The organism is Nocardia sp. NPDC059180 (genome assembly GCF_042754945.1).
Classification (GTDB): domain Bacteria; phylum Actinomycetota; class Actinomycetes; order Mycobacteriales; family Mycobacteriaceae; genus Nocardia.
Map to the genome: position 1 here is coordinate 330,692 of NZ_JBHZBU010000007.1, position 20,125 is coordinate 350,816.

The following is a 20,125-nucleotide window of genomic DNA, read 5'->3' on the forward strand; positions in this document are numbered from 1 at the left end:
CCATCCTGCTGTGACGCCGCTCTCACCGTGGAAACCTGGACTCGAACCGTACCTCTCCGCCACTACCTACGGCGGCATCTCCGGCACGGAGCCGGACATCCGCATACCCAGTCCGGCGGGTTGGAACGCCGAGGAGACGATGCGGCCTATCCGGCCGGGGGACCCAGCCGGGCTTCGGCAAGATCGAGTTGCTCGTCGAGCGCCATCGCCGCCGCCACCAGCGCCAGATGAGTAAAGGCCTGCGGGAAATTGCCAAGCTGCTCACCCGAAGGCCCGATCTCCTCGGCGAACAGCCCGACATGATTGGCGTAGGTGAGCATCTTGTCGAAGGCGTAGCGCGCCTGGGTCAACCGTCCCGCCCGCGCCAGCGCCTCTACATACAGGAAACTGCACAGGTTGAAGGTGCCCTCGGCACCGCGCAGGCCATCCGGCGATGCCGCAGGGTCGTAGCGGTAGACCAAGCTGTCGCTGACCAACTCCTCATCCATCGCGTCGAGCGTGCTGAGCCAGGCCGGATCCCGCGGCGACAGGAATCCGAGACGCGGCATGAGAAGCAGCGACGCATCCAGCACGTCGGTGGCGTAATGCTGTACGAACGCTTGCCGCTTTTCGCTCCAGCCGCGATCGAGAATCTGATCGAAGACCGTATCGCGGGCCCGTGTCCACCGCGGGATATCCGCGGGCCGGGAGTATGCGGTGGCGAGCCCGATAGCCCGCTCGAACGCGACCCAGGTCATCAGTCGGCTGTAGGTGAAATCCTGCTTGCCGCCGCGCGTTTCCCAGATTCCTTCGTCAGGGCGATCCCAGTTCTCGGTCAGCCAGTCGGTGAGCGCTGCGAACGCGCGCCACCCCCAGACGCTGCCCGTACCAACTGTCTGCGCCAGCGCGTCGGCCGCTTCGCCGTAGATATCGAGTTGGATCTGGTCTGCGGCCGCATTGCCGACCCGCACCGGCGCCGAACCCCGGTAGCCCTCCAAATGGTCGAGCACTTCCTCGTCCAGCCGCGGATCCCCATCGATCCGGTACATGATCTGCAACGGCTCACCCGATGCGGTGTGCCCGGCTTCGAGGCGATCACGCAGCCACAACCGGAAAGCGTGCGCCTCCTCCACGAAACCGAGATCGATCAACGCTCGCACCGACAGTGAGGCATCCCGAACCCAGGTGTAGCGGTAGTCCCAGTTGCGCTCCCCACCGACCTGCTCGGGCAATCCCATGGTGGCCGCCGCGATCGGCGCACCACTCGGCGCATAGGTGAGCAGCTTCAAGGTGATGGCCGACCGATTCACCATGTCACGCCAGCGCCCACGGTAGGTCGACGATCGCAGCCAGGACTGCCAGAAACCACGACACCGCTCGAGTTCGGCGGTGACCTCATCCCGTCGCGGTGGCGCGGGTGCGGGGCCGCCGGCGGTAGTGCTGGTCAGCACCACCACGGCCGTCTCACCCTCGGACAGAGTGAACCGCGCGGCGATGTCACCGTTGTCGTCTTCCAACTCGATCTGACGAGACACCTGGATGTGCAAGTCCGTGTCCGGGCCATGGAAAGTCGCGGCATGACGGCCGTGCGGAGTCAGCGTGTGCGGAGCACGCCCGTAGTCGAATCGCGGGCGGCACGACAGGGTGAACGGCACGCTCCCACGCACCACCCGGACCACCCGAACCAACCGGTGCCGGTCGGTGGCTGTGCGCTCCGGGATGGGTTCCATGAAGTCGCCGACCTCACCGACGCCCTCAGGTGCGAGGAAACGTGTCATCAGGATGGCGGTGTCGGGCATGTACAGCTGACGGACCGCGGCATCGGCAGTCGCATCAGCCGCCAATCGGCAATAACCGCCCCGCTCACTGTCGAGCAGCGAAGCGAAAAGACTGGGTGAATCGAATCTCGGCGTGCACCACCAGTCGATCGTGCCTGCGGAGGACACCAATGCCGCGGTTTGCAGATCGCCGACGATGCCGTGCTCCGCGATCGGTGGGTATGCGTTCACAACCACTCCTCAGGTTGCGGACCGGCACCCATCGGTGGGGTGCCGCCCCGTTCGAACGCCGCACACACCCGCCCGGAAGCTTCTTTTCAGTCTGCACCTCGGAAGCGGAAATAGGGAGATGCTATTGTGGCTTGAATCACACGTCGTGTGATGGAAAACCGGTTCAGCGTCTGCGGGTCACCGACGCCCCGCGGACGTACCGAACACGTCGAGTCCTGCCGCACGCAGCTCGTCCCGGATCTCACGAGCATTCAATTCGGCCAAATACCTGTTGTAGCGCGCCAATTCCAGGTCCTCGATCGGCATGGAATGCGAGGGCAGCGGTGGCATCTGCGAGGAATGCCGCCGCTGCGCCACCGCATCCCGAGCCATCAGCGCCCCCGGCTGGGTCGAAGCCTGTGCCAACCGCCGCGCCCGGACCACAGCGAGGAGCACGAATCCGGCGAACAGTGGCCCCAACAGCGTGTATCCGACATTGTTGTCGACACCGACCGTCGATTCCGCACGCGCTAGCTGCCAACCGCCTACGCCGGCGAATACCACCACCGAGATGATGAGGGCCGACACGACGGTTCTACGGCGGACGGTGGATGCGAAACCCATGGACAGTTTCTACTACACGCCCCGTAGACGTTGTGCAGCAGGGTTATTCGACTACACCGTCACTTGCTAGAAGCTTCCGGGAGCACGCACTACCCCCGGAAGCGGCGGCCCGGTTCAGCCGGTGACGACGCCGGCACTCAGATCCAATCTCGGCCAGTCCGCGATATCACGCTGTAGCTGACGGTCGTGCGTGGCCACGACAAGGGCGGCGGCGCAGGCCCGCAAGGCATCGGTGAGATCGTCGACCAGTCCGATGGACAGGTGGTTGGTCGGCTCGTCGAGCAGCAGCGCATGTGGTCTGGCGGCCAGCGCGCAGGCGAGATCGAGCCGTCGCTGCTGTCCCATCGACAGCTCGCCGATACGCTTGTTCACCTCGCGTGTGCTCAGCACTCCGAGGCTCGACAGGCCGACGACGTCGGCTTCGGCGAGCATGCCGGCACTGACCAGCTCCGCGACGTGGGCGTCGTACATCTCGCGCACCCGACGGTGCGGGGCGCGCTGAGACTCCTGCCGCAACAGCTGGATGCGCGCCTTGCGCGCTCGATGCACCTGCCCGGTCGTCGGCGTCAACGCATCCGCCAGTACCTCGAGCAGGGTGGATTTACCCGCGCCGTTGGCTCCGGTGATCACCAGTCGCGCACCGGAATCCAGCGACAGGTCGATCGGGTACGGCAGCCGATCCGAGACCGTCACCTGCTCGGCGCGCATCAGCGTGACGCCGTGCACCGACGGCAGCGCGGGCATAGTGAACCGCTGTGGCGGCGTCGGTGCGGTGATCCGGTGGCGCTCCAATTCGTCTTGACGACGGTGCACCGCGCGGGCCACGGACCCGGCGCGGGTGGCGCGCTGGTGCTTGCCGGTGCCCTTGTCCGGACGCCAGCCGCTGACGAGCCGGTTCTGCGCCGCGGACAGATCGTCGGCCAGCCGAGCATGTTCGGACTGCTGCTGCTTGAATTCCTGTTCCCAGCGCTCGTATTCGGCGTGGCGTCCCGCGCGGTAGCCGCCGTACCCGCCCGCGTACACGCGAGGCAGGCCATCTCGGGTCGGGTCCAGATCGAGGATGGTGTCGGCCACGTCGGTCAACAGCGCCCGATCATGGCTGACCACGACCACGCCGCCGGGGTAGGCGCGCAAGCGCGCGGTGAGGAATTCGAGGGCGGGCCGGTCGAGGTGGTTCGTCGGTTCGTCCAGCAGCAGGAAGTCATCGCCGGCGGCGAGCAGGACGGCCAGGCGGACCCGGTAGCGCTGGCCTACCGACAGGGTGTCGAGTGGGCGTGCCCGGTCGGTGATCGCGCCGAGCCCGTCCAGGGCGACGTCGACGCGGCGGTCGGCGTACCAGGCGTCGAGCAGTTGCGCGAGATCCAAGGCCTCGTTGTATTCCTGCTCCGCGCCGGAAACCCCCTCGGCAAGCGCGTCGGCGGCCGCGTCGAGCCGGATGATCGCCGCACGCGCGGCGGCGAGTTGTTCGTCGATGACGTCACCGACGGTGCGCCGGTCCTGATCGGGCATTTCCTGCGTCGCCAGCGCCAGCGTGCCGATGCGCTGCACACTGCCCTCATCGGGGGCCAGCAAACCGGCGAGCACATGCAACAGCGTGGACTTCCCGCGTCCGTTCTCGCCGACGATCCCCCACCGGGAACCCGGCGACACCGTCATCGCGACACCGGTGAGCACCGTGTGCTCACCACGCTGGACGTGAATATCCGTACAGGTCAATTGCGCCCGCTCGCGGGCAGGCTGAATCCACAGAGTCATTTGTCTTCCTCCGGGCACACGTCACCCTCGTTCGAGGAAAAGGTGCGGTGCCGTGATCGATGAATGCGCGCCGACGGCGCGACGGGTCACCGGTGAGAGCCACAACCGATCCGCATCGGCGGACGGGGGCTCGAAAATATTAGAGGAAGTACAAGTGCATGACGCCGAGGCTAACAGCCCGTCGTGGATCTGCCCATCGATTTTCCAGGCGCCCAAATCGCGACCAGCACGGTGGCCACCAGCGTCGCCCAGGCGAGGGCAATCGCCGACTGCTGCGCACCGGACATGAACGCTGATCGTGCCAGGTCGGCGAGCGGCTGCCCCACCGGTCCTGCCATATCGCTGACGTGCAGCGCACCGGCCAGCGAATCTTCGACCGGGCCGCGGGCCTGCTCCGGAACACGCGGCAGTGCGGGCGCGATGTGGTCCCGGTAGCCCGCGGCCAGCACGCTCCCCGCGATGGCGATACCAAGGGCGGCACCGACTTCGCGGGCGGCATCGTTGACCGCGGCGGCGACACCGTGCTTCTCCACCGGTGTGCCCGCGATGATCGCCGCGGTCGCGGGCGCCGTACTCAGGCCCATGCCGATACTCATCAGCAGCAACGGCCACAACAGATCGAGGTAGGCACTATCGGTGTCGAGCCGGGCCAGTGCGAACAACGACGCGCTGATCAGCAACAGCCCGGTCATGATCGGCCAGCGCAGTCCCACCCGCTCGGCCAGTCGCGGCGCCACCACCGACACCGCGACCATCGGGATCATGATCGGCGACAGCGCCAGCGCCGACATGATCGGCCGGTAGCCGAGCACCAGTTGCAGAAACTGCACCACGATCATGAAAACGCCGAAGGTCACCAGGAATTGAACGGCAACGGTCGCCGTGCCCGCGCTGAATCCACGGTCGGCGAACAGCCGCATGTCCAGCAGTGGATGCTCGATCCTGCGGTCGATCACGACGAACAACAGTGCGGCGACCAACCCGGTGACGAAGGAGGCGAGGACGAACGGATCCAGCCAGCCGCGTGCGGGCGCCTCGATCGCCGCGACCACGACGGCGCCCACTGCCACCGCCGAGAACACGGCTCCCCACATATCGATCGGCGGTCGTGTGCCCTCGACCGATTCCGGCACCGTGCAGGCGAGCATCGCCAGTACCAGTCCGGCGACGGTCATCCCGATGAAGATCGACCACCACGGCCACCACTCGACCAGCAGACCGGATCCCAGGATGCCGAGCACCGCGCCGGCGCCGGCCACCCCCGCCCATAAGCCCACAGGGCTCCCCCGGCGATCCTCGGGGAAGCCCGCGGTCAGCAATGACAGCGTCGAGGGCATCACCAGCGCCGCGCCTACACCGCTGATCGCGCGGGCCGCGATCAGCCAGTGCGGGGTGTCGAGCACCAGTGGCAGCGCAGAGCCCATGGCGAAGACCACGAGTCCGATGATGAGGATCGCCCGCCGCCCATATCGGTCTCCGATGGCTCCCGCGGGCAGCACCAGGATCGCGAGCGCGAGAGTGTAGCCGTCGACGATCCAGGTCAGCTGCTGTTGGCTGGCGCCGGTCGCCGCCGCGATCTCGGGCAGCGCGGTGTAGAGCGCCGCCATCGATGCCACGACCAACGCGATCGACAAGCAGGACAGGACCAGCAGCCACCGCTGTCCAAGGGACAACCGCGGATTCGCGCGGGCAACGGATACCATCTGGCCTCCCGAGAAACAGTACGCGCCGTAGCGCTGCACTACTATGCGTAGCACAGATGGTCAGCGTGGCGATAGACCACAGCGAAAGGGAATGCTACGAACCATGACCGGTCCCGCAGACGACACCGACTCCGCCGACCCGCGCCGCGCGCGTTCGCGCGCACGGCTGCTCGACGCCGCCGCCGCACTCCTGAAGACCAACGGCCTCGAGGCCGTCACCGTCGAAGCCGTCTCCCGCATGTCGAAGGTCGCCAAGACCACGCTGTACCGGCATTTCGACGGCGCCGCCCAACTGCGGGCCGCCACGCTCGAACGCCTACTTCCCCCGGTGATCGAGACGCCGGCGGCCGGGCCGCTGCGCGAACGGTTGATCACCCTGCTCGAACGCCAGGCCGACGTGATCCGCGAGGCTCCGCTGCAATTGTCCACCCTCGCCTGGCTGGCCACGGGCGCCGAGAACGCCGACACCGGCGAGTTGTCGACGCTGCGCCACCGGCTGATCGAGCAGTACCGGGTCCCATTCGATCGCGTCCTCGACACCGACGACGCTCGCGCCGAACTCGGTGAATTCGACCTCACCCTGGTCATCACCCAACTTGTCGGCCCGCTGATCTTCGCGAGAATGGTCGGACTCGGGGCGACGACGCCGGATCAGCGGATGCGCATTGTCGACGATTTCCTCCTCGCGCGCGGCGCGCTCAGCCGGTGACTATGGGCACCAGGTAGTTTCGCGCGAATTCGGCCATCTGCTCATCGGTGTCGAGCGGAATGGTTCCCGCGGGCTGCAACAGCAGTGAGTGCACGAACCGGCAGGCGACCTCCACCCGAGTGTCCAGATCGGGCGCCTCCGGGAGCGGGCCGCGCTCGACCACCTTGCGGATCGCCGCCGCGCCCGCGGCCGTCGACACCATGAACGCCGGACCGCCTTCGGTGGTGAGCTGCGGCAGTACGCGATCGGGCTCGAGCGTCAGCACCCGCTGCACCAGCGGATGTTCGCGCCAGCGCGTGACGACGGTGACGAAGATGTCGGCGACGACGTCGTCGAGGGTGTCGTTGCGGTCGGCGACCTCGTCGAGTTCGGTGAGGACGGAGTTCACTTCGCGCAAGGTCACGGCGCGTACGACATCGTCACGCGAGCCGATCCGCCGGTAGACGGTGACGCGATCGACGCCGGCCTTGCGGGCGATGTCCTCGATCGTCGTCTTCTTGAACCCGAGCTGACCGAACTGCTCCAGTGCGGCATCGAGGATCCGCGATTCGATCGAATCGGTGGCTTCTGTGCTGGCTGCCGCGGTGGTCACAGCCCCAACGGTAGCAACCACGGCCCGTTGTGCAACATTCGCAAAGATTTTGTTGCCGCAACATTGCAAAGCATTTTGTTGCGCTGTACGGTCGATCGCATGGCGGAGATCGACGCAACGAAGCGTCCCTACCAGGAAGAAGCGCACGCGATTCATGCCCGTGACGTGCACTTCGACTTCGATTCGGTACCCATGCACTACATCCCCGACGAGGTACTGGCCACTCACATCGTCAACGTGATGCACCTGGTGCTACCCGAGGGCGAGCGTGCGATGGCCATGGCGTTGGCCGAGGCGCTGCCCCACATAGACGACCAGCGGCTACGCGAGGAAGTGCAGGGCTTCGTCGGACAGGAGACGATGCACGCGGGCAGTCACGAAGGCGCCCGCAAACACCTGCAATCGCTCGGGCTGGACGCGCAAGGCTATGTGGAAGCGGTGTCGTGGCTCGTCGATCGTGTGCTCGGCGATCATGGGCTGACGGGGCGCGCGAAGCGAACCTGGCTGCAGGAGCGTCTCGGGCTCTTCGCCGGGATGGAGCATTTCACCGCGGTGATCGGCGAGTGGCTGCTGGAGGCGGATGTGCTCGAGCAGAAGGGGATGCACCCGACGATGCTCGATCTGGTCCGCTGGCACGGCGCCGAGGAGGTGGAACACCGCAGCGTCGTGTTCGACGCCTACATGCATCTGGACGGCAGCTATGCCCGGCGGGCGCGGACCGCGCTGCTGGCCACCGCGACGCTGCTGCCGCTGTTCATCGTGTCGACGGCGTACCTGTACCGCAAGGATCCGTCCAAGCACAAGGGGCGGTTGTGGCCGCTGCAGTTCGTCAGCGCGACCGCGCGGGGCGTCATCCCGAGCTGGACTGTGTTCTTCACCGAGATGCCGCGGTATCTGCGGCCGAGTTTCCACCCCTCGCAACTCGGTTCGATGGACAATGCGCTGCGGTATCTTGCCCATTCGCCCGCGGCCCGAGCGGCGAGCGAGTCCGCGGTGGGTGCGGATCACCTCGGGGCATGGTGATGGTGATGCACCGTCCCGCTCCCCCGGCGAGCTTGCGTGCCTTGGCCACGGCGGTCGATGTGTACAAGCAGGTCTTCGTCGCCGGACGCGCAGCGCCGCTATTGTCACGGCCGAAACCATTGCGGCGTAATGGTTTCGACATGACGCTTGTCGTGGAATCCGTCACCACCGAAGCCGAAGAAGTCCGCGCGCTCACCCTGCGGTCCGCCGAAGGTGGCAGGCTGCCGTCCTGGACGCCGGGCTCGCACCTGGACGTGTTCCTGCCGTCGGGCAGGCAACGCCAGTACTCGCTCTGTGGCGACCCAGCAGATCCGTTCAGCTACCGGATTGCGGTGCGCCGCCTCGCGGACGGCAACGGCGGTTCGGTCGAAGTCCACGACGAAGTGCGCACCGGCGACGCGATCCACGTGCGCGGCCCACGCAACGCGTTCACCTTCGTCGAGGCTCCGTCCTACCTGTTCATCGCCGCCGGAATCGGGATCACCCCGATCCTGCCGATGGCGAAGGTCGCTGGGACGCGCGGACAGCTCATCTATCTGGGGCGGTCGCGAGCGTCGATGCCGTTCCTCGACGAAGTACCCGGCCATACCGACATCCGTCCCGACGACGAGTCCGGCACACCCCGCATCGCGGAACTGCTCGCACGGGCCGCTCCGGGCGCCGCCGTCTACGTCTGCGGACCACCACCGGTGCTGGCGGCGGCCCAACGCGTCTTCTTCGACCTGAATCCGACGGGTTCGCTGCACACCGAACGCTTTTCGGCACTCCCGGTCGTCGATGGCAAGGCCTTCGATCTCACCCTGGCCCGCACCGGCACCACCGTGCGGGTCGGCGCCGAGGAAACCGCGCTGGCCGCCATCCGTCGCGCGGTGCCCGATGTCGTCTATTCCTGCCAGCAGGGTTTCTGCGGGACCTGCCGGGTCGGTGTGCTCGGCGGGGAGGTCGAGCACCGCGACCGGGCCCTCACCCCTGCCGAACGCGGCGATCAGATGCTCACCTGTGTGTCCCGCGCGGCCGGCGACACGCTGGTGGTCGATCTCTGAGTCCTCGGAACCGAACCACCGTGACCACACCTCGCACGCTCGTCGACACCGACGAAGCCATGCGCACCGACGAGGAGTCGACCATCATGCCCACCCGCACCGAGCACACACATATCGCCATCGTCGGCGCCGGATTCGGCGGTATCGGATTGGCCATCAAATTGCGCGAAGCCGGATTCGACGATCTCGTCGTCCTGGAACGCGCCGGCGATCTCGGCGGCACCTGGCAGGCCAATACCTACCCCGGGTGCGCCTGCGATGTGCCCTCCCAGCTCTACAGCTACTCGTTCGCACCGAACCCGGATTGGTCACGCACCTACGGCAAGCAACCCGAGATCCTCGACTACCTGCGGTCGGTGGCGGCGAAACACGATGTGGTGCGTCATATCCGGTTCGACACCGAACTGGTCGGCGCACGCTGGGACGAGCAGGTTTCGCGTTGGCGGATCGAGACCTCACGCGGGCAGCTCACCGCCGATTTCCTGATCTCGTCGGCAGGGGTGTTCGCGGAAGCGAAGTATCCGTCGCTGCCCGGGCTGGAAACATTCGCAGGCACCAGCTTCCATTCGCTGCACTGGAACCACGACCACGATCTGACCGGTCAACGTGTCGCTGTTATCGGCACCGGTGCGTCGGCGGTGCAGTTCGTGCCCGAGATCCAGCCGAAAGTAGGGCAGCTCACCGTATTCCAGCGTTCGGCGCCGTGGATCGTGCCGCGGATGGATCGGCGGACCATGGCGCTGGAACGGATGCTGCTCGACCACGTACCGCTGGCCCAGAAGGCCGTGCGAGGCACGTGGTACACCCTGATCGAGAGCTTCGGTTTGGTGGGGTTCGTGGACAACCGGTTCCGCCATCCTTACGAGCTGCTCGGCCGTATCCAGCTGCGCCGCCAGATCCGCGACCGGAGGTTGCGGGAGAAGGTGACACCGGATTACATGATCGGCTGCAAACGCGCCATCTTCTCCGACGCTTATCTCCCGGCTCTGGATCAGCCCAATGTGGAGGTGATCACCGATCCGATCGCCGAGGTCAGGCCGCATTCGATCGTCACGTGGGCGGGTGAGGAGATTCCGGTCGACACCATCATCTACGGCACCGGATTCGATCCCCGTCCTTCGGTATTCGACCGGTTCATCGGCCGGAAGGGCCGATCCATGGCGGATCTTTATCAGCAGCGTCCGCAGTCCTACCTCGGTACGGCCGTCGCGGAGTTCCCGAATTTCTTCGCCACCCTCGCACCGTTCGGTGCGGCGGGTAATCAGTCGGCGATCTACATGATCGAATCGCAGATCACCTACATCGTCGACGCATTGAAAACGGTGCGGGACAACGGGGCCCGGCGCATCGAGGTGCGCAAACACGTCCAGGACGCATTCCTGCGCGAGATGTCGGAGCGTAGCGCCTCGACGGTGTGGCTGACCGGAGGCTGCACCAGCTATTACACCACCACTGATGGCGGCAACTCAGGGTTGTACCCCAACTGGAGTTTCGAATACCGCCGCCGAACCAGCAAGTTCGACGCCCAGTCCTATGAGGTGACGGTCTGATGGATTTCGCGGCACTCAACCCGTTCAGCGGGACCGGCAGTTTCCGTATCGCTGGAAGGACTGCGCTGATCACCGGCGCGGGCCAAGGGATCGGGCTCGAGCTGGCGGAGATCCTGTACGGTCGCGGCGCCTCGGTGGCGCTGGTGGATATCGACGAAGCGGCAGCGGAATCGGCTGCTCGTGCACTCGGTCCTCGAGCATTCGCGATAGGCGCCGATGTCGCCGACCGTGCGCAGATGGCCAAGGCGGTGACCCGTGTAGTCGACCGTTTCGGCAGGCTCGACATCGTCGTCGCCAATGCCGGTGTGACACCCGCCCCCGCGACCGTGCGCACCATGGATCCGCGCGAATTCGATCGCGTCATGGGCATCAACCTGACCGGTGTTTTCAATACGGTGCATCCCGCGCTCGACGAGGTCATCGCGACGAAAGGCCATGTGGTAGTGGTGTCGTCGTGTGCGGCGTTCGCACCGGGTATGGGCGGATCGCCGTACATGATGAGCAAGGCGGCGGTCGAACAGTTCGGGCGGGCTCTGCGCGTCGAACTAGCCGCCGTCGGCGCCAGCGCGGGCATCGCCTACTTCGGCGTGGTCGAGACCGCGATGACTCACGACATGCTCGACAAAGACGAACTCGGTACCGAACTCGACGCCATGCTGCCGTGGCCGCTGAATGTGCGGATTACGGCCGAACAGGCCGCGCGTACGATCGCCGACGGGATCTCGCGCCGCGCGTCCCGCACGATCGCCCCTGTCGGGTGGGAGCCCTACGCGCTGCTGCGCGGGGCAGTGAACATCGTGCTCGACAGCCGGCTGGCCGCTGATCGGAAGGTGCACGAACTGATCCGGAGGCTGGAGCAGCGGCGATGATCGCGCCGGGTGTCCCGACCGCGCGTAAATCCGCGTCCCACACCCCCTGATGCCGCACGAAACCAGTTGGGCTATGCGTCGGACGTGCTGCGTCGACGGATGACGCCGAGGCTGAACTCCACCCAGCGAATGTTCTCCTGTTCGAAAGCGATTCCGCGCAGCAGGGTGAGGTAAGGGCCGATGCGTTCGGACTCGCTCAGATAGGCCTGCTCACTGCGTCCGTCGAGGAGCCGGGCCCGCAGGCGTTCGTAGCGAGCGAGTTTCGCCTGTGCCCAGCCACGGCGCTCGATCAGGACGGCCTCGACGGCAGCGTCGTCTCGGGACTCCATCCCTTGCACCTTCACCATCATCTCGTCGCGGATGACGGTGGGCTTGGTGGGATCGGCGATGAAGGCGTGCAGCATCTGCCGGCCGACGTCGGTGATCGAATGCAGCCGCTTGTTCGGGCGCTTTTCCTGCTCGACGACCCGAGCCTGGATGAGGCCGTCCGCCGTCATCCGCTCCAGTTCTTTGTACAGCTGCTGTGGGGTCGCCATCCAGAAGTTCGCGACCGAAGCGTCGAATTGCTTGGCCAGGTCGTAGCCGGAGGCTTCGCCTTCCATCAGCGCGGCCAGCACCGCATGTCGTAACGCCATCAGGTCAGCTTAGCAGGGTGGCGATTAATCAAATCCAGCAGCGATACCCCTGTTGGACACCCGCAACTATATCGGAATGCCGCCGTGAAGAGTAATCAACTATTTGCCTATCAAATAGGTGCTTCGTCCTGCATCTCGACGGCCCGCCCCGACAGTGTCGAGTAGCCGTCGCATCATCTCCCCCACCGCCATGACTACGGTCGACGAACGATACCGACGGGCGGCCGGTAGCGATAGGTCCAGCCCGCTACTGTGGAACAAGGATGAGTGAGTTCGCGCGCAAAGTTCCGCGGCAGCGGCGGTCCAGGGAGACGGTGGACACGTTGCTCGAAGCGGCCGCGCAGATGTTCACGCGGGAAGGGTTGGCGACGACGACCAATCGGATCGCCGAGCGGGCCGGGTTGTCTGTCGGGACGCTGTATCAGTATTTTCCGAACAAGCACGCTCTGTTGCGGGCGATCGCCGAGCGGCATCTGGCCGGGGCGGCCGTGCGGCTGGACGCGGTGTTCGTCGAACTCCGTGCCACGCGACCAGAATTCGACGACACCATGCAGGCGATCCTGGAAGCCGTGGTCGATCTGCATCTCGACCGACCGGCCCTGCACGCACTGCTGCACCGGGTCGCCCCACGACTACCCGACGAGGTGGCGGCGCTGCAAGCCTTCGAGGATCACCTCGTGGCGGAGGTCGCCTTCCACCTCGAACGGTGCGGCCGCGGCGGCGAAGACCCGCTTTATCTCGCGCGGACGTTGGTGCACGCGATCGACGCCCACCTGCATCGCGTCCTGACTCGCCACCGCATCGACACCGGCGCACTGATGCTGCTGGCGCGCCAGATCATCTCCACGCCGACCACATAACCGTCATTCGAGGGCGCCGGCGGTTTCCGCCAGGACGTCGGTCAGGGTGGCTTTCAGCTGACCGAGCCCTGGATCTTCGATCGGAAAATGCCCGCAGCCTTCCAAGAGGGTGAGATGGATGGGTGCCGCAACCCGTTCGAGGAAGCGCATGCTCAATTCCGGTGGCGTCCACCGGTCGGCCGCGGGAAGCACCAGCGTCACCGGTGCCGTGGTGAACGTCTCCGGCCGAGTGTGCGGAAAATCGAGGAAGTCGGCGAGGAAACCGAGCGGGACACGCACACCGCCACCCTTCGGATCGGAGCTACACATCCGCGACAGCTCACGATTCAGGCTCATGTTCTCCATGTCGACCAGCCATCGAATCGGCACCCGTAGCCCACCCGCCAAAGGTCGCACCGCCCTCATGACGGCCGGTGCGACACCGCCGGTCGGCGACCAGCGAACCGCAGCGCGACGGGCTGCCGAATCAGCCGGGTCCAGCAGACATGTCGCGACGACGTGCGCGACGCATCCCGTCCGAGCGGCGACCTCGTAGGCGAGCATCCCACCCATGCTGGCACCGAACACGATCAACGGCCTGGGGTCGGATTCGGTTTCCGCGCACACGAACTCGCACAGCAGATCGACCCAATCGGTGTAGCGCACCGACCGTGGATCCGGCTCCGCAGTATCGCCGTAGAGGGGCATATCGATCGCCATCGCATCGACGCCCGCCTGCACGGCGAGTGCCGCGAACGGCCACATCAACCCGGCATGACCGCCTGCACCGTGCACGGCCAGCACCCGCACGCGCGCCCCGGTGGCATTCGCCCGCGCGACGTGCACCCGCCGCCCGCGCCACGACCACCACGTCGACCGTGGCTCGACCATCGGCTCTCGACGATATTCGGCGGGCAGAAACTGGGCATATCGCAGGAATTCCATGCCAAAAGCCTCATGCGCGGGCGACTGCGAAACAACTCGCGTTCCGCTAACGGAAAGTGCCCGAGAAGGACCCTCTGAACTGCGGCGATGTTCGTCGTTCGGCCGAACCGATCGCGGTACTCGCATTCGCGACGGAGTGGAAGCCGCCTGTCGCTCGGAGAGTCCCGGAGTACGCTGAGGGCGGCCGATCAGGTCGACCGAAGGGGCGATCGTGGCAACGATTGTGATGACAGGCGGCAGTTCGGGATTCGGTGCGATCGCGGTTCGGCAGATCGCGGCGTCGGCGGATCCTGTGATCGTGGGTGCCCGGTGCCCCTCCGACGTTGCCGATTCGCTGGATCTGGCGCGCTTGGATTCGGTGCGCGGTTTCGCGGAGTCGGTGCGGCAGCGTCTTGGGGACCGCAGCATCCACGTGTTGGTACTCAATGCCGGACTCGTCCGCCCCGATGACACCGGCCGCACCCCCGACGGCTTCGAGACCACCTTCGGCGTCAATCATCTCGCACACTATCTGCTGCTGCGGCTACTGATGCCTGCCCTCGCGGACGACGCACACGTGCTGCTGACCACCAGCGGCACGCACGATCCGGCCACCGGAGCGGCATTGGCCACCCCGCGCCACGCCGATGCCGACCTGCTGGCCCACCCCGACCAGGATCCGGGCAGGCACACCACACCGAAGAAGGCAGGCGAACACGCCTACACCGCGTCCAAGCTGTGCAGCGTTCTCACCGTCCGAGTATTGAACGCCGACCCCGAGATGCGCGCTCGCGGAGTCGCCGCCGTCGCCTTCGACCCGGGGCAAGTGTTCGGCACCGGCTTGGCCCGCGATCTGTCCCTGCCGTTGCGCATCGCATGGAAGGTGCTCGGCACCCCGATCGGTGCCCCGCTGCGACGGTTCACCCCGACCATGAACACACCGGACGCCGCAGGCTCGGCGTTGGCGGGGTTGGTGTTGGGCGACATCACTGCCCCGGACGGCAGAACCTACGCCGCTCTGCGCAGCGGCCGCCTGACCTGGCCCGACCCGTCAAACCTCGCCCGCGACAGCGAACTGGCTCAAACGTTGTGGGCGGACAGTGCGCGGCTGGTCGGCCTGTCCCGCTGAAACATGTACGGCCCCGACGGCCTAGCTGCCGGTGCCGGCTGTCGTCGACGGCACCGGCCCGTCGTGCGAGTCACCCACCGGTCCTGCTCACCCTGCAGGATCGGTCCAGCTCACTGGCCGGTGATGTACTCCATCGACGGCCCCGCGGTCCAGCCACCGTCGACGGCCAGCTCGGCCCCGGTGGTGTAGGAGGCGGCGTCGCTGAGCAGATAGGTGACGGCGCCGACGAGTTCATCGGCGCGGCCCACACGCTGGAAGGGATTGTTGGGGAAGGCGCCCGGTTCGGCGCTGATGCCGGTAGGGGCGGTCATCGGGGTGTAGACCATGCCGGGATGGACGGAGTTGACGCGGATGTTCTCGCGTCCGAGCTCCACCGCGGCCACCTTGGTCAGGCCGCGCACGCCCCATTTCGCGGCACCGTATCCGCTGGTCAATGCCATACCGATGAGTCCGGCCGCGGAGGAGATGTTGACGATCGAGCCGCCACCCGCCGCACGCATGGCGGGCACAGCGGTGTGGATGCCGGTGTGTACGGAGACCAGGTTGATCTGGATGATGCGCTGGAAGGTGTCGAGCGGTTCGTCGGCCACCGTCTGGCCCGACGCCGAGATGCCCGCATTGTTGACCAGCCCGTTCAGCTTCCCGAACGCGGCGACGGTGGCGTCTACGGCGGCCTGCCAGCCGGCCGGGTCGGTGACGTCGAGGTGCACGTAACGGGCCTTGTCGCCGAGGGAAGCTGCGACGGCGGCGCCTTCGTCGTCGAGCAGGTCGCCGATCATCACCTGCCCGCCCGCGGCGACGATGCCGCGCGCGAAGGCTTCACCGAGGCCACGGGCGCCGCCGGTGACCAGGACGACTTTGTCAGCGAGATCCATTGATATTCCTTTCGTTTCGCGGTGCGGATACGGCACCGCTCGGGATGTCAGGGGCGCCCGAACATGGCGCGGGCGACGGCAGCGGCAGCGGCGCCGGAGGACAGGCCGTCGCGCACCATGTGCGTCAGCCCGGCGATGACGAACAGCACCGCTTGCCCGCAGGCGACGGTTGTTTCGATGGCCGCCTCCTCGGCACGGATGTGGCGTGCGACGCCCGGCCGGATGATCGCGGCCGTCTCGTAGCTGGCTTCCAACCACACCCGACGCAGCGCAGGATCGGCGAATACGGTCGCCATGATCGCGCGCGACTGCTCGTCGGCCGAGGTGGCGAAGGTGCGCTCGAAGGCGTGCACGAGCACCTCGCCGAAGCCGTCGTCGGGCGGTTGGGCGTCGATCGCCTGCGCGAAGGCGTGATTGCCGTCGTCGAACAGCGGGCGCAGGCTGTCTTCCTTGGTCGGGAAGTAGCGGTAGAAACTGCGTTCGGCGAGCCCTGCTTCGGCAGCCAGCGCGGCCACCGTCGGCGATGAGCCGCCCGCGCGGACGAACAGGTCCGCGCAGGTGCGGGATATCGCTACCAGCGCTTCTGGTTCCAATGGCTTCCGTGCCATACCGGCAGCCTACGCCTTTGTGGCAGAAACTGCCATTATCGGGCTACTGGGCGGTTTGCAGCTTCCAGACGCGCAAGGCGAGGTGGAGGTCGAGGCGACGAGTGCCGGCGAGCCAGTCGTCACCGAGCAGCTCGGCGATCCGAGCCAGCCGCTGCCGCACCGTATTGCGGTGGATGAACAGCCGGGCGGCGGTGTCGACGAGGCCGGCGTTGTTCTCCAGGAATGTCCAGGCCGTCTCGGTGAGCGAGGTGCCGTGCTCGCGGTCGTAGGCGAGCAGTGGCCGGATCTCGCCCAGCGGGTCGTAGTCGGAGCCGAGCGTGCCTGCCGCGTCCAGCAGCAGCCCGACCGCACCGAGGCGGGCGCCGTCGAGAACCTGGCCGGTCCGGCCCAGCACGATCAAGGTCGACAAAGCACGTTCGGCCTGTTTGTGGACAGCCGGCGCAGCGTCGAATCCGACTGCCGGACCGGCGAACCCGATGGTCGCGACGATACCGTTCGCCGCGAACTCCTGTTCGAGCGAGGCGACCGCCGGTGCGCCGTCGGCCGCCAGCACACAGATATGCCCGGCATGGTCGGCCACCAGAGCCCGGATCTGGCCCAGCGCGCCCCTGACGTGCCCTTCGATCCGCCGGTAGTCGGCGCCGTGGGTGTCGATGACGATGCTGGTCAGCCGATCGCCGGGACGCAGACCGAAGCGGGCGGCCCGTCGCTGCACCTGCTCCGGCGCCACCGGACGTCCGGACAGGAGGTCGTCGAGCACCTCGAACTGCATCCGTTGCGCGGAATCGTGGGCAGCCTGGTCGAACAGCCGCAGCACGGTCAGAAAGATCGCGAGGCGCTCGAGCAATCCCCCCTGCTCCGCCGCAATCTCTTCCGCGAGTACCAATGTCGCCAGATGCGTGCCTGCGGCCTTGGCAGGAACCAGCGTCACACCGCGCACCGATCGCGGTTTGCCGGTCGCGACGGCTCTGGCGAACTCCGCGCCGTCGGTGACCGCGTCGATCCACGCCCCCGAGGGTTCGCCGTCATGGGCCGGGTGTGCCGCCAGTACCCCACCGGCGGGATCGAGCACCGCGGCGGGAGTGGCGAGGGCCTGATGGGCGAGGTCGACGAAGCCGTCCAGGCCGCGGCCGCCCACCACGGTTTCGATCAGCCGTTCGTCCAGCGAGATGACATCCTGCAGGTGGCGTACCCGGCCGATGTGAGTGTCCTGTTCCTTGGCGAGATCGTCGAGCGCGGTCGTGATCTCGGTGAAGCGTTCGGCGTTGTCCAAGGCGACCGCGGCGTGCTTGCCGACGGTGTCGATGAGGTCGATCAATCCGCTGGGATAGCTGCGCGGTGACCGGTCTGCGATGAGCAGCGCGCCGATCACGCTGCCGTGCAGATTCAGTGGTACGCCGAGAATGGCCCGCACACCCTCCGCGCGGACGATGGCGTCGATCTGCGGCAAGTGCACGATATCGGGGTCGGTCAGATAGTCGGCCGACTGATACGGCGACAGACCTGCGGCGGCCTTGCCGAGCACGCCGGTGCCGATCGGCATCCTGATGGTCCGGTACGTGTGTGTCATCACTCCGTCGGATTTGCGGATGTAGGTTTCGCGCGTCCGATAGTCGTTCAAGCTGATGTAGGCCATATCGCTGCCGGTCAGCAGCCTGGTGCGTTGCACGATGGCCTGCAGCACCGCCTCCACGTCTCGGATGCCGGTCAGGTCGGTCGCGGTGTCGTGCAGTACTCGCAGCAGCTCCTCGCGGTCGCGCCGTTCGGCGAGCCTGCGATGGATGCCGCGGGCGGCGTCGGCCGTGGCATGAGTGATCTCGTGCCGTTCGAGCGCCTCGGTGAGCCGTGTGTCGAGCTCGGCTTCGGAGATGCCGGCGTGGATATGCTCCAGCAGCGACGTCGACATATCCACGAGCAACCCTTCCTATGTGCACCACGCACATTTCCAGCTCGAATTAATGTACGTCCGGGTCATGTACATGCGGTGACTGCGGTCATATCTTGGAACCCGCTTGCCCATCGTCGTGTCCGGCTGCCGGCCGGACCCCACCCCGAAGTCAGGTAGCCGATGAAGATCACCGGAGCAGTACTCGAGGAATCCGGTCGGGCCCGGCCGTTCGCCCAGTCGCGGCCGATCACCGTGGGTGAGGTCGAGCTGAGCGAGCCCGGGCCGACCGAACTGCTGGTCCGAATCGAGGCGGCCGGCGTCTGTCATTCGGATCTGAGTGTGGTCGACGGAAACCGTCTCCGGCCTACGCCGATGCTGCTCGGACATGAAGCCGCAGGGATCGTGGTGTCGGCGGGCGACGCCGTCACCGACCTGAGTCCCGGTCAGCGGGTGGTGATGTCGTTCCTGCCGCGCTGCGAAGAGTGCGAGGCCTGCGCCGAAGACGGACGCCTCCCCTGTTCGGCGGGCACTCTCACCAACAACGCGGGTGAACTACTGCACCACTCCCGGCACCTGACCCGCGACGGAGAGACGGTCCACCACCACCTGGGCGTCTCCGGATTCGCCACCTACGCCGTGATCGACCGCGCTTCGGCGGTTCCGGTCGACGCCGACGTCCCGCCCGATATCGCCGCGGTCCTCGGCTGCGCGGTCCTCACCGGTGGTGGCGCGGTCCTCAACGTAGCCAAACCGCAGCCGTCGGATTCGGTGATGGTCGTCGGGCTCGGCGGTGTCGGCATGGCGGCGGTGATCACCGCGAAGGCGCACGACGTGCGGCAGATCATCGCCGTCGACACCGTCGCGGAAAAGCTCGAGCAGGCCAAGGCGCTCGGTGCGACCGAGGTCTACACGCCCGAGCAGATCGCCGCGGGCGGGATCAAGGCCCGCTACGTCATCGAATGCGCGGGCCACCCCCGCGCATTCGAAACCGCCTTCGCCGCAACACGATCCGGTGGCACCACCATCACCGTCGGCCTGCCCGCCCCGGCCGCGCGGGCCTCGATCTCGCCGTTGACGATCACCGCGGAGGCACGCACCGTCGTCGGCAGCTACCTCGGCTCCGCGGTCCCGGCACGCGATATCCCCCGCTACGCGCAGATGTGGCGGGAGGGAAAACTCCCGGTGGACAAGCTCATCTCCTCCCGGATCGGGTTGACCGAGATCAACGAGGCGATGGACCTACTGGCCGACGGTCTGGCGATCCGCCAGGTCATCATGTTCGACGAGACCGAGGAGGCGACGGCGTGAGCGCGGTCGAACAGATTCTTGCCGGTGTGCCGACAGGGCACTACATCGACGGCCGCTGGACCGATCACGCCGCCACCCTGGCTG

Annotated in this window: 18 protein-coding genes; 8 read left to right on the top strand and 10 right to left on the bottom strand. The window is 66.7% G+C overall.

Features of this window, described 5'->3' with window-relative positions; translation table 11 throughout:
* Positions 1-146: 146 nt before the first annotated feature.
* The 4 genes from ACFXNW_RS22495 to ACFXNW_RS22510 all read right to left on the bottom strand — a co-directional run bounded on the left by ACFXNW_RS22495 (position 147) and on the right by ACFXNW_RS22510 (position 6,049).
* Positions 147-1,988, bottom strand: coding sequence for a glycoside hydrolase family 15 protein (locus ACFXNW_RS22495; RefSeq protein ID WP_379419695.1), 1,842 nt, complete (start codon positions 1,986-1,988; stop codon positions 147-149).
* Between the two features lie 177 nt (positions 1,989-2,165).
* Positions 2,166-2,591 (bottom strand): hypothetical protein, encoded by a 426-nt coding sequence (locus ACFXNW_RS22500; RefSeq protein ID WP_379419696.1) that lies wholly within the window; start codon positions 2,589-2,591, stop codon positions 2,166-2,168.
* Positions 2,592-2,705: 114 nt separating this feature from the next.
* Positions 2,706-4,346: an ATP-binding cassette domain-containing protein gene (locus tag ACFXNW_RS22505; protein ID WP_379419697.1), complete on the bottom strand. Its 1,641-nt coding sequence runs from the start codon at positions 4,344-4,346 to the stop codon at positions 2,706-2,708.
* A 170-nt stretch (positions 4,347-4,516) separates the two neighbouring features.
* The gene (locus ACFXNW_RS22510; RefSeq protein WP_379419698.1) at positions 4,517-6,049 is read right to left on the bottom strand and encodes an MFS transporter; all 1,533 of its coding nucleotides are present in this window, start codon (positions 6,047-6,049) and stop codon (positions 4,517-4,519) included.
* 103 nt (positions 6,050-6,152) lie between these two features.
* Here ACFXNW_RS22510 and ACFXNW_RS22515 point away from each other — a divergent pair, with 103 nt between their 5' ends.
* Positions 6,153-6,758, top strand: a complete 606-nt coding sequence (locus ACFXNW_RS22515) for a TetR/AcrR family transcriptional regulator (RefSeq protein WP_379419699.1) — start codon at positions 6,153-6,155, stop codon at positions 6,756-6,758.
* Here the strand turns inward: ACFXNW_RS22515 and ACFXNW_RS22520 are convergent.
* Positions 6,748-7,350, bottom strand: coding sequence for a TetR/AcrR family transcriptional regulator (locus ACFXNW_RS22520; protein ID WP_379419700.1), 603 nt, complete (start codon positions 7,348-7,350; stop codon positions 6,748-6,750). The genes ACFXNW_RS22515 and ACFXNW_RS22520 overlap by 11 nt on opposite strands.
* Positions 7,351-7,449: 99 nt before the next feature.
* On the opposite strand from ACFXNW_RS22520, the gene ACFXNW_RS22525 reads away from it, so the two are divergent.
* The 4 genes from ACFXNW_RS22525 to ACFXNW_RS22540 all read left to right on the top strand — a co-directional run bounded on the left by ACFXNW_RS22525 (position 7,450) and on the right by ACFXNW_RS22540 (position 11,835).
* Complete coding sequence (locus ACFXNW_RS22525; RefSeq protein WP_379419701.1) at positions 7,450-8,373, top strand: metal-dependent hydrolase; 924 nt, start codon at positions 7,450-7,452, stop codon at positions 8,371-8,373.
* The gene (locus tag ACFXNW_RS22530) at positions 8,367-9,416 is read left to right on the top strand and encodes a PDR/VanB family oxidoreductase (protein WP_379419702.1); all 1,050 of its coding nucleotides are present in this window, start codon (positions 8,367-8,369) and stop codon (positions 9,414-9,416) included. The genes ACFXNW_RS22525 and ACFXNW_RS22530 overlap by 7 nt, the downstream gene beginning before the upstream one ends.
* A gap of 86 nt (positions 9,417-9,502) precedes the next feature.
* Positions 9,503-10,966 (top strand): flavin-containing monooxygenase, encoded by a 1,464-nt coding sequence (locus ACFXNW_RS22535; protein WP_379419775.1) that lies wholly within the window; start codon positions 9,503-9,505, stop codon positions 10,964-10,966.
* The gene (locus tag ACFXNW_RS22540; protein ID WP_379419703.1) at positions 10,966-11,835 is read left to right on the top strand and encodes an SDR family oxidoreductase; all 870 of its coding nucleotides are present in this window, start codon (positions 10,966-10,968) and stop codon (positions 11,833-11,835) included. Before ACFXNW_RS22535 ends, ACFXNW_RS22540 begins: the two co-directional genes overlap by 1 nt.
* A 71-nt stretch (positions 11,836-11,906) precedes the next feature.
* On the opposite strand, the gene ACFXNW_RS22545 is transcribed toward ACFXNW_RS22540, so the two are convergent.
* Positions 11,907-12,470, bottom strand: coding sequence for a PadR family transcriptional regulator (locus ACFXNW_RS22545; protein WP_379419704.1), 564 nt, complete (start codon positions 12,468-12,470; stop codon positions 11,907-11,909).
* 263 nt (positions 12,471-12,733) lie between these two features.
* On the opposite strand from ACFXNW_RS22545, the gene ACFXNW_RS22550 reads away from it, so the two are divergent.
* Positions 12,734-13,330 carry a TetR/AcrR family transcriptional regulator gene (locus ACFXNW_RS22550; RefSeq protein ID WP_379419705.1) on the top strand — a complete coding sequence of 199 codons (597 nt, stop codon included), beginning with the start codon at positions 12,734-12,736 and terminating at the stop codon, positions 13,328-13,330.
* Between the two features lie 3 nt (positions 13,331-13,333).
* Here ACFXNW_RS22550 and ACFXNW_RS22555 read toward each other — a convergent pair whose 3' ends face one another.
* A complete protein-coding gene (locus ACFXNW_RS22555; RefSeq protein WP_379419707.1) occupies positions 13,334-14,254 on the bottom strand; it encodes an alpha/beta hydrolase in 921 nt (306 codons plus the stop codon).
* 211 nt (positions 14,255-14,465) lie between these two features.
* Between ACFXNW_RS22555 and ACFXNW_RS22560 the strand changes: the two genes are divergently transcribed.
* Positions 14,466-15,362: an SDR family NAD(P)-dependent oxidoreductase gene (locus ACFXNW_RS22560; protein WP_379419709.1), complete on the top strand. Its 897-nt coding sequence runs from the start codon at positions 14,466-14,468 to the stop codon at positions 15,360-15,362.
* Positions 15,363-15,472: 110 nt separating this feature from the next.
* On the opposite strand, the gene ACFXNW_RS22565 is transcribed toward ACFXNW_RS22560, so the two are convergent.
* Genes ACFXNW_RS22565 through ACFXNW_RS22575 form a run of 3 tightly spaced genes read right to left on the bottom strand, consistent with a single transcriptional unit; the run spans position 15,473 to position 18,751 of the window.
* Positions 15,473-16,237 (bottom strand): glucose 1-dehydrogenase, encoded by a 765-nt coding sequence (locus ACFXNW_RS22565; RefSeq protein ID WP_379419710.1) that lies wholly within the window; start codon positions 16,235-16,237, stop codon positions 15,473-15,475.
* A 47-nt stretch (positions 16,238-16,284) separates the two neighbouring features.
* Positions 16,285-16,845, bottom strand: a complete 561-nt coding sequence (locus tag ACFXNW_RS22570) for a TetR family transcriptional regulator (RefSeq protein ID WP_379419712.1) — start codon at positions 16,843-16,845, stop codon at positions 16,285-16,287.
* A gap of 43 nt (positions 16,846-16,888) precedes the next feature.
* Positions 16,889-18,751, bottom strand: coding sequence for a helix-turn-helix domain-containing protein (locus tag ACFXNW_RS22575; protein WP_379419776.1), 1,863 nt, complete (start codon positions 18,749-18,751; stop codon positions 16,889-16,891).
* A 162-nt stretch (positions 18,752-18,913) separates the two neighbouring features.
* Between ACFXNW_RS22575 and ACFXNW_RS22580 the strand changes: the two genes are divergently transcribed.
* Positions 18,914-20,041, top strand: coding sequence for an alcohol dehydrogenase catalytic domain-containing protein (locus ACFXNW_RS22580; protein ID WP_379419713.1), 1,128 nt, complete (start codon positions 18,914-18,916; stop codon positions 20,039-20,041).
* Positions 20,042-20,125 lie beyond the last annotated feature (84 nt).